We start from the raw sequence: 14,668 nt of genomic DNA on the forward strand, positions 1-14,668 counted from the left end.
GTATTTTAGTTTTATTCTTCTTCTTCTGCTACCGCTTCTGATTTGTTTAATGTACTAAAATCAAAATTAGCTTTAACCATGTAATTATACCATTGGATAACTTTTTTTATGTTAGATGGGTATACTCTGTCTGCATCAAAATTTGGCAACACTTCGCTGAAATATGCAAGTAATTTATTCGCACTTTCTTTATGCGATATGGCTTCTTTTCCATCTTCCTTCTCCGCTATATTTTTCATTACCTGTGCTAATGGAATTTCTTCTTCGTAAGTGTAAATAGCAATATTCTCTAACAAGCTTACATTATGCGTGGCCGTAATAGGAAAACGTTTTCCAGTATCGATAGCTCTTACGATAACACCAGTTTTTGTTTGGGTTAATATTTCGAACAAACCAGGCTTACCAGTTACTGCTATTATTTTATTAAAATTCATATGTATCTTTAAAATTTATGTTTTATCTTTTTTTACTATTGGGATATCGCATTCTGTAACCAGAATTAATTTTCCCTTTAGAAATATTTTCTAACTTCTTTTTTATTAACCTTTTCTTTAATGAAGACAATTTATCCGTAAATAAAACCCCTTCTATGTGATCGTATTCATGCTGAAACACTCTCGCAGCAAGACCGCTTAAAGTTTCTTTGTGTTTTTTGAAATTTTCATCTTGATATTCAATAGTTATTGTCTCTTGTCTAAAGACATCTTCTCTAACATCAGGAATACTCAAACACCCCTCATTAAAAGCCCATTCATCACCTTCCTCCTCAATAATTTTGGCGTTTATAAATACTTTATTAAAATTCAACAATGTTTGTTTTTCTGCATCAGATAGTTCATCATCTTCTGCAAATGGTGCCGCATCGATTATAAACAAGCGAATAGATTTACCTATTTGCGGAGCAGCTAGTCCAACACCCTGGGCATTGTACATAGTTTCTTTCATGTTCGCAATCAAATTACTTAATTCAGGGTAAGAGGCATCTATCTCACTTCCTACTTTTCTAAGCACAGGGTCTCCGTATGCAACAATTGGTAATATCATTTAAAACTCTTTAGAATGGGGGCAAAAATACAAAGAATAGCCATTGCATTAAAACTATTTGCTATTTAAATACGATTGCAATATGATTGTGGCACTTATTTCATCAATCAACGCTTTGTTTTGCCGTTGCTTTTTCTTCAATCCTCCAGTGATCATGGTTTGAAAAGCCATTTTTGAGGTAAATCGCTCATCTACTCTTTCTACAGGAATTCTTGGAAAGTGCTTGGAAAGTTTTTTTAAAAAAGGAAGGATTAAAACTTCACTCTCGCTGTTTGTGTTATCCATTTGTTTCGGTTTACCGACAACAAATAGTGTTACATTTTCATTAGCGGTATACGTTTTCAAGAAGGAAATTAGTTCTTGAGTGTTAACCGTTGTGAGCCCGGAAGCAATTAGTTGCTGTTCGTCAGTAATAGCAATTCCTGTTCTTTTTTTACCAAAGTCTATCGCAAGTATTCTTCCCATTTCTAGTGTTTCTGCAAAAATAAGCAATTTTAACAACAGCATTATTTTTGTTTAATTCGTGTATCTTCGCATCATATTCAATCTAGCAAATTATATTTGTGAAAAATTTAGTAATAATGATAGAAATTAAGTCTATAATTGAAGCTGCTTGGGAAAACCGTGCGCTATTAACAGATAACAAAACATTAGATGCAATACGTAAGGTTGTTGATTTATTAGATAAAGGTGAGCTAAGAGTTGCAACTCCTACAAGTGAAGGATGGGTGGTTAATGAATGGGTGAAAAAAGCAGTAGTGTTATATTTTCCTATACAAAAAATGGAAACACTTGAGGCAGGTATTTTTGAATATCACGATAAAATTCCATTAAAAAGAAACTTTAAAGATCGTGGCATACGAGTAGTTCCTAACGCAGTAGCAAGACATGGAGCTTTTATTTCCTCTGGTACTATTTTAATGCCCAGTTATGTTAACATTGGGGCTTATGTAGATGAGGGAACCATGGTAGATACTTGGGCAACTGTTGGTTCATGTGCTCAAATAGGAAAGAATGTCCACTTGTCTGGTGGCGTTGGTATTGGTGGTGTTTTAGAGCCTTTACAAGCTGCCCCAGTAATAATTGAAGACAACGCTTTTATAGGTTCACGATCGATTGTCGTAGAAGGAGTTCGTGTAGAAAAAGAGGCGGTATTAGGTGCTAACGTTGTTTTAACTGCTTCCACTAAAATCATCGATGTCACAGGGGAGGAGCCTATTGAAATGAAAGGAGTTGTTCCGGCTCGTTCAGTTGTTATACCTGGAAGTTATACTAAAAAATTTGCCGCTGGGGAGTACAATGTTCCTTGTGCGTTGATCATTGGCAAACGAAAAGAAAGTACCAATAAGAAAACATCTTTAAATGACGCGCTTCGCGAGTATGACGTGGCTATTTAATGGATGAATTATGACAAAAATTACAGCTATAATTCCAACCCTAAATGAAGAAATTCATATTGAGGAAGCCATTAAATCTCTTGGTTTTGCAGACGAGATTATCGTTATTGATTCCATGAGTACGGACAATACTGTCGAACTTGCAAAACGATTGAATGTAAAAATCATCCTGCGAAAGTTTGATGATTTTTCTTCACAGAAGAATTTTGCCATTGATCAAGCAGAACATAAATGGATCTATATTCTAGATGCTGATGAAAGGGTAACTCCTGAAGTTCAAAAAGAGATTTTAGAGGCGGTTAAAAATCCTGGAGATTATGTAGGCTTTTACCTCAGGAGAAATTTCTTTTTTATGAAAAAGAATATCAAATATGGAGGCTGTCAGCGAGATAAAGTAGTACGTCTCTTTTTAAAAGAATTTTGTAGGTATGACGGTAAAAAAGTTCATGAAACTATCGTAGCTAACGGTAAATTAGGCTTCTTTAAGCATAAAATTGAACATTTTTCTTATCGAAATTACAATCATTATATCGCTAAAATTCACCGGTATGCGGCTCTTAGAGCGAGACAATATCACGAAGCAGGGAAAAAAGTGAATGTGTATCATATGTTGGTAAAACCTCCTGTTCGATTTGTTATTCATTATTTTATTAGAAGAGGTTTTTTAGACGGTTTTGAAGGCTTAATTTTCGCCAAAGTTCATGCTTACAGTGTTTTTACTAGGTATGTAAAATTACGATTGTTAAATAAAGGAATTAAATGATAGAACTAATTTTTTAAAAACGATATCTATGTTTAATAAAATTAACAGATTTAAACTAAGAATGTTGAAAAAATGACATTTTTACCGTCTAAAATATATGTTCCGCATTTATATGAGTTTTTTACCAATAAAAAATTGGATTTGAACAATCCTATAGAATTTAATCAGAAAATTCAGTGGTATAAAGTTTTTTACCGTCCAAAAATTTTAAATCAATTAGTGGATAAATTTGCTGTGAGAGATTATGTCAAAGATAAAATTGGGGGGCAATATTTAAATGAATGTTATGGAGTATATCAGTCTCCTAGTGAAGTAGATTTTAATAAATTACCAAATCAGTTTGTAATAAAAGCAACACATGCTAGTAGTTATAATTTAATTGTTAAGGATAAGGAAAAATTAGATGTTAATAATGCAAAATTATTATTTAAGAAATGGATGCGTACGAATCAATATTATAGAACTGGACAAGAGTGGGCTTACAAAGATGTCCAGCCAAGGCTAATTGCAGAGAAATTTTTAGAAGAAAAAGGTCAAAGTTCTCTCATAGACTACAAGTTTTATTGTTTTAAAGGAGAGGTTAAGTTTTTAGAGGTTCATCTAGACAGAAAAGATAACCATAAGCGATCTTTTTATGATTTAGATTTCAAAAAACTACCTTTTAGAGTTGTATCTTTAGATAAAACCATAGATAAAGAAATAGAGAAGCCTACCACCTTAAATAAAATGATAGCCCTTTCCAAAAAATTGTCAGGCGATTTTCCTTTTGTTAGGGTTGATTTTTATTCTATCAATGATAAAATAATTTTTGGTGAAATGACTTTCTATCCAAATGATGGTAGAAAAGACTTTTATCCAGAAAAGTACAATAAAGTCATAGGTGATTGGTTTAAATTGCCTGATGCATTTAAAAATAATGATTAAATAATTTATAACTAAAATTTACTTGATGAATGATGTTTTAAAATATCAAATAGATGCTGTGATTACATGGGTAGATGGAGGAGATGAAAATCATCAAAAAAAATGCTACCCTATTTAGTTGATAAAAAAACTCTCAATACCAAAAAGTTTAAAACTAGGTATGGTCAAATTGAGGAAATTAAATTTACTGTAGACTCTATTTTAAAGTACGCAAAATTTATCGAAAACATTTATATCGTAACTGATAATCAAGTTCCTTCTTTTCTTAATACTAAAAATACCTCCAATAAATATAAAAAGGTAAAAATCATCAATCATGATGTTATTTTTAAAGAGAAAGAATCTTTTTTACCTGTTTTTAATTGTAGGCCAATTGAAACAAGATTATATGCAATTCCAAATTTATCTGAACACTTTATTTATTTTAACGATGATATGTTTTTGATAAAAGAAACAAAACCGAGTGATTTTTTTATGGATAAAAAACCAGTTTTAAGAGGCGAATGGAAAAAGTATAATGAGGATATTTTTTACAAAAAACTATTTTCCACAAAAAACAAAAATAACAAAGCAGGGCACAAAAAAGCACAAGAAAAAGGGGCAAAGACTTTAGGATTTCGGAAGTATTATAAATTTCATCATACTCCATATCCACTCAGGAGATCCACCTTTAAGAGATTTTATCAATTACAATCAGAAATTGAAGATTTGAATTTAAGATATAGATTTAGGCATTTTAATCAATATACACCGCAAGGTCTTGCAAATCATATCGAGATTAAAAACAAGACTTGTATTTTAAAAGATAATTACCAATTGATGTATTTTCAAAACTATAAGAAACCTTTTTGGTGGTTAAAATTTAAATTGCAAAGAGCCGAGAAAAATCAGCAAACACTTTTTCTTTGCATGCAGAGTCTAGATCAATGTCCTCCGAAAAAATTATCTTATTTGCAGCAGTGGTTAAAATCTAAATATGCTTAATGTAGCCAATGTAGCGTGCTATTTAATGTATGCTATTTAAAGTATTCGATATACATTGCAAAATATTTAGCTAATGGCTACATTAGATAAACAAAAAAAGGATTTATTCCGCTGAAGAAAATAGAAATAGAAGTTGATGGCTACAATAAAGCGTTTAAATCTTCTATGTGTTTATATACATTTTCTCTATATTTTTTAAATTTCTAGGAAACTAAAAAACAGTGAATAATTTTTATTACTGCTTTCTCGATTATCCTGAAAGATTCAGTTAAAGAATTAATTTCTTTGTGATTTAAACATGAATCCGAATCATTTTTGTGCTTTGATTTAATAAATATGTTATTTTTGGCTATGAAGTTATAGAACAAATGTTGTCAGAAATTACAATTGCAAATAGAAGTTTACAAAAAGGCGAAGTTATTTTATACCAACCGACACGGTTTGGGGTATTGGGTGTGATGCAACCAATATTGCGGCGGTAAATAAAGTTTATGAGATAAAAAAAAGGGCAGAGTCTAAAAGTCTCATCATCTTAGTAGACTCGCTAGCTATGCTTTCAAAATATATCCCATACATACCAAAAAAGGTAGAAGTATTGCTCAAAGAGTCGCGAACACCTACAACCATTATATATACTAATCCTATTGGATTTCCCGAGAATATGGTAGCAAAGGATAATACGATTGCTATTCGAATACCAGAGGATGAATTTTGTAAAAATTTAATTCGAAAATTCGGTAAACCAATAGTTTCTACCTCCGCAAATATAAGTGGAAACCCAACACCTAAAAGCTTTACAGAAATCGAATCGGCTATTTTACAGAGTGTAGATTATATAGTAAATTTGCATCGAGAAAAAGTATCTGAAAAGTCTTCTACAATTCTGAAAATAGATGGAGATAAGATTAGGGTATTAAGAGAATAAAACGTATGCAACAGCACTATTTAAAGGAGGCAGTAACCTTAGAAATTTTTGAGTATATCTGCAAAGCAACAGAAGAACTTCAACTGGAAAGTTACGTAATTGGTGGGTTTGTAAGAGATTTTATTTTAGAAAGAGGTATTGCTAAAGATATTGACATTGTCACTGTTGGAAGTGGAATAGAACTTGCGCAGAATGTAGCAAGTCTACTTCCCAACAAGCCAAAAGTTCAGGTTTTTAAGACCTATGGAACCGCAATGCTTCGCTATAAAAATATGGAAATTGAATTTGTAGGAGCTAGAAAAGAATCTTATACTCCAGAAAGTCGAAATCCTAAAGTTTCTGTAGGGTCACTTCAAGATGACCAAAATCGCAGAGATTTTACAATTAATGCCTTAGCTATTTCTCTTAATAAAGCTAATTTTGGATTACTTGTAGATCCATTTGAAGGAATGATAGATTTAGAGAATAAATGTATTCGTACCCCTTTAGATCCAAATATTACTTATTCGGATGATCCATTACGAATGCTTCGCGCCATTCGATTTGCAACCCAGTTACAATTTGAAATAGAAGCTACCTCCCTAAGCTCTATTGGAGCTAATGCAGCACGAATTGATATTATAACTAAAGAACGAATTATTACCGAGCTTCACAAGATTTTAGAAGCTCCAAAACCATCGGTAGGATTCTTATTGTTGGAGAGTACAGGTTTGTTAGAGCGAATATTGCCTGAGTTAATAGCTTTAAAAGGTGTTCAAGAAATAGAGGGGCAGAAACATAAAGATAATTTTTACCATACTTTAGAGGTGGTGGATAATATCGCGAGACATACGGATGATGTATGGTTACGATGGGCTGCATTATTGCACGATATTGGTAAAGCTCCTACTAAAAGGTATCATCCTAAACAAGGTTGGACCTTTCATTCGCACGAGTTTGTAGGATCAAAAATGGTCTATAAATTATTTAAGCGTTTACACATGCCATTGAACGCTAAAATGAAATTTGTACAAAAAATGGTCTTGTTAAGTTCTCGACCAATAGTTTTAGCTTCGGAAGTTACAGATTCAGCAGTTAGACGTTTAATTTTTGACGCAGGAGAAGATGTAGACAATCTAATGACTTTATGTGAGGCGGATATTACCACCAAGAACCCAAAAAAGTTTAAACGCTATCATAAAAATTTTCAAATTGTACGAGAAAAAATAAAAGAAGTAGAAGAGCGAGACAAAGTACGAAATTTTCAACCTCCAATTAGCGGTGAGTTAATAATGGCAACTTTTAATTTAAAGCCTTGTAGAGAAATAGGCCAAATTAAAGAGGCTATTAAAGAGGCTATTTTGGATGGTGAAATTCCAAATGAGTATGAAGCTTCGTATCAATTTATGTTAGAAAAGGGGAAAACTTTAGGTTTGGAAACACAAGTGTAAGGAACCAAATGATTACCCATTCAATTCATATCTACTAGTTGGATTCTATTTTTTGATTTAGGACTTATTGAAGGTTTTGCATGGATACTAATTTATAGTATTCTCCTTTTTTTTCCAATAGTTCTTTGTGCATACCTTGTTCTATTATTACCCCTTTTTTCAGCACAACAATTAGATCTGCATTTTGAATGGTAGACAGTCGATGTGCTATTATTAAAGAGGTCCTACTTTTTTGCATCATTTTTTCTAATGCTTTTTGAACTAATTGTTCCGACTCGGTATCAAGTGCTGAGGTCGCTTCGTCTAAAATCATTAATGGAGGGTTTTTAAGAACCGCTCTAGCGATAGAAATTCGCTGTTGTTGCCCACCAGAAAGCAAACTTCCTCGATCTCCAATTACAGTTTGGTATTGGTTTTCTAAATCCATAATAAAATCATGGGCATTCGCTATTTTAGCTGCTTCCACAATTTCTTCCCGACTGGCATTAGGCGCACTTAACGCTATGTTATTCGCAATGGTATCGTTAAACAATGTAGAATCTTGTGTTACTATTCCCATGATATTTCGAAGCGATGCAATGGAAATATTTTTGATATTGTTATCGTCTATTAAAATTTCCCCTTCATTTACATCATAAAATCGAGTAATTAAATTAGCCAAAGTTGATTTTCCACTTCCAGATTGTCCTACTAAAGCTACAGTTTTTCCTTTAGGAATATTTAAAGAGAAATTTTTCAGCACATAGGTATTGTCGTATTTAAAAGAAACATTTTGAAAAGTTATCTGTTTATTAATACCGGTAATCTCTTTTAATTCTCCTGTGTTTATTAAATGGTTCTTCGTATCTAAAACTTCAAAAATACGTTGTGCGGCAGCATTTCCAATTTTAATATTGTTGTTTGCTTTAGCTATGGCTTTTGCAGGGGTGAGTATGTTATAAGCAGCAGCCATAAAAGCAATAAAGGTACCTCCTAAAAGGGTCTTGTCAATCAAAACCATTTTTCCACCATACCACAACAAACCGGCAATGGTTACAATTCCTAAAAATTCACTCATTGGGCTGGCAAGCGTTTCTCGGATACTTCTTTTATTGGAGAGAATACGAACTTCATCTACTTGTTCCTCAAACCTATTGGTGAAAAATTGTTCTGCATTAAAGGCTTTTATAATTCTTAATCCAGAAATGGTTTCTTCAATTATCCCTAAAAGATTTCCAATTTTAATAAAAATTTCTCCCGATTGACTTTTAATTTTCCTGCTTATAAAAGAAATAACTGCGCCAGAAATTGGAATAAAGACAAAAATAAAAAGTGATAATTTCCAACTGACTTTAATCATAAAGTACAGTGTAAAAATTATATTTAATGGTTCTCTTATAAAAGTAATGATGGTATTTAAATACGATTCGTTAATGATAGTAACATCTCCGGTAGCTTTATTGATAATATCTCCTTTTTTTGTTCAGAGAAGTAAGATATCGGTAGCGCAAGTATTTTGTTGTACAGGATACTTCGAAGATCTTTTAAAACGTTATTTTTAAGAAAGACCATAGTTAATTGCCCTAAGTACCCAAAAATATTTTTTAATAAAAACACAATAACGACCGTTATTACTACATAAAAAAGTGTTTTTTCTGGTCCATGTGTAGCATTAGTGTAGGTGACATAATAATTCAATAAATCACTCAGGTATTCTTTATTTAACGACGCGAAGAAACCATCATAAGTTGGTTTTTGTGTTACTTCTGGTGTTTCGCCAAATAGTATATTTAATGTTGGCATAAGCACAACATAGGATAGGGTAGTAAAAAAAGCGTAAAGGATATTAAGTGCAATACTCAATACCCCTTGCCATTGATACGGTCTTGTAAATTTTAGAAATCGTTTAAAATAATTCATTGATCATTCTTTGAATTTTTTCTGCTAGTAAAGTCTCCTTTTCTTGCACTTCTTCCAGATTAGACAAGGAAGTTTTAACACTGAAGTAAAACTTAATTTTAGGCTCAGTACCACTTGGTCGCACCGCAACCTTTGAACCATTTTCTGTTTCGTAAATCAACACATTAGACTTCGGTATATCGATTGTTTTTACCGCCCCAGTTAACAGGTTTGTAGCAATTGAAGTATTGTAATCGTATAAATATAGCACTTTTTCACCATCTAAATTTTGCAGTGGTGTAGTTCTGAAATCCTCCATCATTTTTTGGATTTGAGCAGAACCGTCCATACCTTTCTTAACTAACGATATGAGGTGTTCTTTATAGATGTGATGTTGTTTGTATAACAATAATAAATCTCGATAAAATGAACTTCCATTTGCTTTGGCATTACAGGCAATTTCACAGGCTAAAAGTGCCGCTGTAACGGCATCTTTATCTCGGACAAAATCTCCAACCATATAGCCAAAGCTCTCCTCACCACCACCAATAAAATCCAAATCTGGATGGTCTTTTATCATTTTAGCAATCCATTTAAATCCGGTTAATCCTACCTTGGTTTCTACCCCATAACTGTCTGCGATTTCATTTACAAGGTTGGTAGAAACAATAGTAGAACCTATAAATTGATTTCCATCTAATTTTCCTTTTTGTTTCCAGTCTTTAATAAGAAAATCTGTCATCATACTCATTGTTTGATTTCCATTGAGTAATTGCATCTTTCCATCGAGATCTCGCACGGCTATTCCAATTCTATCGGAGTCAGGATCGGTTCCTAATACGATATCCGCATCAATTGCATTGGCAAGATCTACAGCCATTTGTAGTGCCTCCGGTTCTTCAGGGTTAGGCGAGGATACAGTTGGGAAATTTCCATCTGGTTCAGCTTGTTCTTCTACGATGTGTACTTGGGTATATCCAGCTCTTTTTAATACTTCAGGAATTAATGTAATGGAGGTTCCGTGTAAGGAAGTGAATACGATTTTTAAATTTTCTCTTCCGGTGATATTAAACGTTCCATTTTTTAAGGAAGCATTCCAAAATGCTTCGTCTACTTCACTTCCAATTGTAGCAATCAATTCTGGCGCTGCACTAAAATTTATGTCTTTGTAGGCTAAACTATTAACTTCGTTTATAATATCGCTATCTTGGGGAGGAACTATTTGTCCTCCATCTTTCCAGTATACCTTATACCCATTGTATTCTGGTGGATTATGCGATGCTGTTAAAACAATTCCCACATCACAACCCAGGTGACTAACTGCAAAAGAAAGCTCCGGAGTGGGGCGGAGGTCTTCAAATACCAATGCGTTAATACCATTCGCCGATAAGACGTTTGCAACTACTTCAGACAACCATTTGCTATCGTTGCGGCAATCGTATCCTATGGCTACTTTTAACGATTTGTTTGGAAAACATTTTTTTAAATAGTTACTGAGGCCTTGGGTAGCTCTTCCAATAGTGTATTTATTAATTCGGTTGGTGCCAACGCCAACAATTCCTCGCATACCTCCAGTACCAAATTCTAAATCTTTATAAAAAGAATCTTTAAAATCGTCTGAATTAGAGTTGATTAATTTTAATACTTTTCTTTTAGTTTCTTCATCAAAAGTATCCGAAAGCCAACTTTTAGCTCTAGTTACTATATTCTCCATGTATATAACTTTTTAAAAGCAAAGGTAAAACTTAAAGGTTAATTTGCTCTTTTATTTTATAATGCTTTTGTTGTGCATTATTTCTTATGATTAATTCTCCTAAAAAACCGGAAAGAAATAGTAGGGTGCCTAATACCATGGAGGTTAACGCGATGTAAAACCATGGGTTACTCGTGATTAAAATGGTTTTTATATTGGCCGAAATTCTATATAATTTTACAATACCAATAAATATAGCAGCAAAAAAACCGAAAACAAACATAAGCGTTCCCCATAAACCGAAAAAATGCATGGGTCTTTTTCCAAATCGCGTAAAAAAGGAAATGGTTATTAGGTCTAAAAAACCATTGATAAAGCGGTCCATTCCAAATTTAGTTACACCGTATTTTCGCGCTTGATGTTGAACTACTTTTTCTCCAATGTGGGTAAATCCTTCATTTTTTGCAAGTACAGGTATATAACGGTGCATTTCACCGCTAATTTTAACACTTTTTACAACGATATTTTTATAGGCTTTTAAACCACAGTTAAAATCGTGAAGTTTTAAACCTGAACTTTTTCTTGCAACCCAGTTAAATAGTTTTGAAGGAATATTCTTTGTAATAACGTTATCGTAGCGTTTCTTTTTCCATCCAGAAATCAGATCGTAATTTTCTTCAGTGATCATGTTGTACAAGGAAGGGATCTCCTCGGGATTATCTTGCAAATCTGCATCCATAGTTACTACCACATCACCTTTGGCTTCATAAAATCCAGCATCCAAGGCTTGAGACTTCCCATAATTTCTTTGAAAACGGATACCTTTAACCGCAGTAAACTGCTCGGAAAGTTTTTCTATTATTTTCCATGACGCATCGGTACTTCCATCGTCAATAAAAATAACTTCGTATAAAAATTGATTGGACTGCATAACTTTTGCAATCCAATCGTATAATTCTTGTATAGATTCTTCTTCGTTAAGAAGTGGTATTACTACCGAAATATCCATATTCGTATCTTAATTTGAGATTCAAAGTTACGTGTCTTTTATATCTTGCGCAACTTATATTTTATCTTTAGAACATCTAGTACTGATCTTCTTCAGTCTTTTTCATAATCGCTCCGGCGATTGCGGATATGATAAAGCCACCTATCGCAGAACCAATAATACCAAAAGCAGCACTTAAGTAGGGCGAACTAAACTTTTCAGTAACTGAAATTGCCATATCAATTTCCTCTTCTGTCATTCCTTTTTCAAGCATTCCTTGTGTTTGAATTTCCATTAACTGTGTCATAAAATCAGGTTCGATATAGGTAACGAAAATAATATTATATAAGACACTCAGTAATGCACCGATAATGCTAATTCCCACGCCAATTTTAACAGCTTGCCCCCAAGACAACAAGTCATTATTGATTTCTTTATACTTTTTTAAGCCTAACACAATTACGGCTATCATAAATAAGATAGAAAATAAAGATACCGACCAATGTGGTTGCAAGTGATTACCGGTAGCATAAACAACAAGACTTATCAATATTGTTATAACTCCTAATACTAATCCATAATTTAAAATAATGCTTTTACTGTTGGCTTGATTTTCCATAGTTTGAAATTTAGTTAATGAAACAAATATAATATTTTTGCTTCCCCTTCGGTCTTAAAAATAGAGAAATAAAAAGGAGCAACAATTAGTTAGTATTCAAAAACTTATAAATGTTACATTAATTTTGTGTGAATTTTGTTGCTTTTAATAAAAAAAGGCTGTAACTTTGCTGCGGCAAGTTCTACACAACTAGCTCCCTTTGAATCCCCCAGGGCGGGAACGCAGCAAGGGTATTAGGTTGTAGCAGTGTGATGTAGGTAGCTTGCCTTTTTTTGTGCGCTAAATTTTGTGTTTTTTTATGTTTTATTTCTTGGGTGATAAGTAGCTATTACCTCTCTAAGGTGCTCGTTGTCTAAGTGTACGTAAATTTCTGTTGTTGTAATACTTTCGTGACCTAGTAATTCTTGAATAATTCTAAGATCTGCTCCGTTTTTTAGTAGATAAGTGGCAAAAGAATGTCTTAAAGTATGTGGTCCAATATTCTTTTTTAAATTTATTTTGGTAGCTAAATTTTTTTAAAATAATAAAAATCATTTGTCTCGTTAAACGTTTGCCTCTTCTATTTAAAAAAACAATGTCACTGTCTTCTGGTTTGGCATCAATTTTAGAACGAATTTCATGGATATAAAATTCTAGTTGTTGTATGGTAGTTTTGTGAATTGGTACAACTCTGTATTTATTGCCTTTCCCGAGTACTTGTATATATCCCTCTTTAAAAAATAAATCGGATAATTGTAAATTAATGGTCTCACTAACTCGTAGCCCACAACTGTATATGGTTTCTAAAATAATTTTATTTCGTTCTCCTTGAGGGTGGCTTAAATCGATGGCGTTAAGTAAAGCATCTACTTCTTCTTTAGAAATAGTATCTGGTAATTTACGACCGATGTTCGGACTTTCTATAAAGTCAGTTGGATTATCTTTTCGGTATTCCTCAAAAATTAAATAATCAAAAAAACCTCGTAAACTTGAAATTAACCTAGCCTGACTTCTAGGGCTTATGGTTTTACTAGTGTGATAGATAAAATCTTTAATTTCAGCTGCTGTTATGGTTTCCGGGCGTGTTTGATCATTACTGTTTTGTAGGTATTGTATTAATTTTGTTAGGTCTCTTTGGTAGTTTTCAATAGTATTAACAGCTAGGCCGCGTTCTATTTTTATATAGGTTTTGTATTGCTTTATTAAGGTATTCCAGTAATTCAATTTTTAGATATCGTTTTTGTGCTACACCATGTTTTACATCTATAAAATTATTAAATTTTATTCTAAGCAGCAGAATTATATAGCGTGAATTTCAAACCAAAAAACACACTAAAGCTGCAAAGTGAAAAACTATCGGTAGTTCTTTGCGATGAACGAAATATAAGTGGTTTTCAAGTCTGCGGAGTTTTTAATAGTTAAGAATAAATATCAACAATATTCGTATGGTTTTTGATGTAATCATTAGCTACCTAAGCTTCAATTGAAAGCGTAAAGAAAAGAAAACGATTGCAAAAGGGGATAGGAGTTAGCGTCCTATTATTTTTTGTAAATAAAATAATAGGAATAAGAAGTATTCCCCTATATTTTGACTTCTTATTCCTATTCAAATAGTATTATGCTCTTTAAATTTAAGGCATTAAGATCAAATTTTTAAAAATACCGAGATATATTGCACATTTATCTCGATAAGAGGCTAGTTACTACTGTTAAACAAAAATTAAATTTTGTTTTAAAAAGAAAGCTCCCGGAGGAGCAATCTTACATAAAGAAGGGTATATGTATAAAACACATAACTCTTGGTCTTCCCTACCATTTTTTATCGTAATACATAAAGTTGCCTAAAATCAAAAAATAGTTTAAAGAGGAGATATTGTTGCGACCATGTTGTTATTCTTCTATAGAAATAAGGTATGTAGGCCTCTTAAAGCTGTAGATAAAAATAAATTGACATCTAAATTACATGGCTTTGTTTATTATGCGAAACATTTTTATTTGTCTTGTACCGAAGCTGAAAATTGGGTGTCTATAAAGCCCAATGGAT

The 14,668-nt window shown here is 32.7% G+C and carries 13 protein-coding genes, 1 other RNA gene and 2 pseudogenes; 8 read left to right on the forward strand and 8 right to left on the reverse strand.

The features are described from left to right. Positions 1 to 11 precede the first annotated feature (11 nt). From BSU00_RS02590 to ruvX, 3 genes are read right to left on the reverse strand one after another with little or no spacing between them, the layout of a single operon-like run. Complete coding sequence (locus tag BSU00_RS02590; protein WP_105002992.1) at positions 12 to 434, reverse strand: DUF5606 domain-containing protein; 423 nt, start codon at positions 432 to 434, stop codon at positions 12 to 14. Positions 435 to 456: 22 nt separating this feature from the next. Beyond that, a complete protein-coding gene (def, locus tag BSU00_RS02595) occupies positions 457 to 1,044 on the reverse strand; it encodes a peptide deformylase (RefSeq protein ID WP_105002993.1) in 588 nt (195 codons plus the stop codon). Positions 1,045 to 1,098: 54 nt separating this feature from the next. Then, positions 1,099 to 1,509 carry a Holliday junction resolvase RuvX gene (gene ruvX, locus BSU00_RS02600; protein WP_105003397.1) on the reverse strand — a complete coding sequence of 137 codons (411 nt, stop codon included), beginning with the start codon at positions 1,507 to 1,509 and terminating at the stop codon, positions 1,099 to 1,101. Positions 1,510 to 1,625: 116 nt separating this feature from the next. On the opposite strand from ruvX, the gene BSU00_RS02605 reads away from it, so the two are divergent. The 7 genes from BSU00_RS02605 (at position 1,626) to BSU00_RS02630 (ending at position 7,467) form a co-directional block, all read left to right on the forward strand. After that, positions 1,626 to 2,441: a 2,3,4,5-tetrahydropyridine-2,6-dicarboxylate N-succinyltransferase gene (locus BSU00_RS02605; RefSeq protein WP_105002994.1), complete on the forward strand. Its 816-nt coding sequence runs from the start codon at positions 1,626 to 1,628 to the stop codon at positions 2,439 to 2,441. A 10-nt stretch (positions 2,442 to 2,451) separates the two neighbouring features. Continuing rightward, a complete protein-coding gene (locus tag BSU00_RS02610) occupies positions 2,452 to 3,204 on the forward strand; it encodes a glycosyltransferase family 2 protein (protein WP_105002995.1) in 753 nt (250 codons plus the stop codon). Between the two features lie 72 nt (positions 3,205 to 3,276). After that, entirely contained in the window at positions 3,277 to 4,128 is an 852-nt protein-coding gene (locus BSU00_RS02615; protein ID WP_105002996.1) for an ATP-grasp fold amidoligase family protein, read from the forward strand. A gap of 25 nt (positions 4,129 to 4,153) precedes the next feature. Further along, complete coding sequence (locus tag BSU00_RS13100; RefSeq protein WP_233188596.1) at positions 4,154 to 4,246, forward strand: Stealth CR1 domain-containing protein; 93 nt, start codon at positions 4,154 to 4,156, stop codon at positions 4,244 to 4,246. Further along, positions 4,231 to 5,112 carry a hypothetical protein gene (locus BSU00_RS02620; protein ID WP_233188555.1) on the forward strand — a complete coding sequence of 294 codons (882 nt, stop codon included), beginning with the start codon at positions 4,231 to 4,233 and terminating at the stop codon, positions 5,110 to 5,112. Before BSU00_RS13100 ends, BSU00_RS02620 begins: the two co-directional genes overlap by 16 nt. Before the next feature lie 469 nt (positions 5,113 to 5,581). Beyond that, a complete protein-coding gene (locus BSU00_RS02625; protein ID WP_369820266.1) occupies positions 5,582 to 6,037 on the forward strand; it encodes an L-threonylcarbamoyladenylate synthase in 456 nt (151 codons plus the stop codon). Between the two features lie 5 nt (positions 6,038 to 6,042). Continuing rightward, the gene (locus BSU00_RS02630; RefSeq protein ID WP_105002997.1) at positions 6,043 to 7,467 is read left to right on the forward strand and encodes a CCA tRNA nucleotidyltransferase; all 1,425 of its coding nucleotides are present in this window, start codon (positions 6,043 to 6,045) and stop codon (positions 7,465 to 7,467) included. Positions 7,468 to 7,531: 64 nt separating this feature from the next. Here the strand turns inward: BSU00_RS02630 and BSU00_RS02635 are convergent. From BSU00_RS02635 to BSU00_RS02650, 4 genes and pseudogenes are all read right to left on the reverse strand, one after another. Next, positions 7,532 to 9,366, reverse strand: a pseudogene (locus tag BSU00_RS02635) (ABC transporter ATP-binding protein). Beyond that, complete coding sequence (locus BSU00_RS02640; protein WP_105002998.1) at positions 9,353 to 11,059, reverse strand: phospho-sugar mutase; 1,707 nt, start codon at positions 11,057 to 11,059, stop codon at positions 9,353 to 9,355. The pseudogene BSU00_RS02635 and the gene BSU00_RS02640 overlap by 14 nt, the downstream one beginning before the upstream one ends. Positions 11,060 to 11,090: 31 nt before the next feature. After that, complete coding sequence (locus BSU00_RS02645) at positions 11,091 to 12,047, reverse strand: glycosyltransferase family 2 protein (protein ID WP_105002999.1); 957 nt, start codon at positions 12,045 to 12,047, stop codon at positions 11,091 to 11,093. A 76-nt stretch (positions 12,048 to 12,123) separates the two neighbouring features. Beyond that, positions 12,124 to 12,645: a DUF4199 domain-containing protein gene (locus BSU00_RS02650; protein WP_105003000.1), complete on the reverse strand. Its 522-nt coding sequence runs from the start codon at positions 12,643 to 12,645 to the stop codon at positions 12,124 to 12,126. Between the two features lie 172 nt (positions 12,646 to 12,817). Between BSU00_RS02650 and ffs the strand changes: the two genes are divergently transcribed. Next, positions 12,818 to 12,916: signal recognition particle sRNA small type (gene ffs, locus BSU00_RS02655), an RNA gene on the forward strand. 25 nt (positions 12,917 to 12,941) lie between these two features. Here the strand turns inward: ffs and xerD are convergent. Then, positions 12,942 to 13,848, reverse strand: a pseudogene (xerD, locus tag BSU00_RS02660) (site-specific tyrosine recombinase XerD). Positions 13,849 to 14,668: the final 820 nt, after the last annotated feature.

Origin of the sequence: Tenacibaculum sp. SG-28 (genome assembly GCF_002954385.1) — a bacterium.
GTDB lineage: Bacteria > Bacteroidota > Bacteroidia > Flavobacteriales > Flavobacteriaceae > Polaribacter.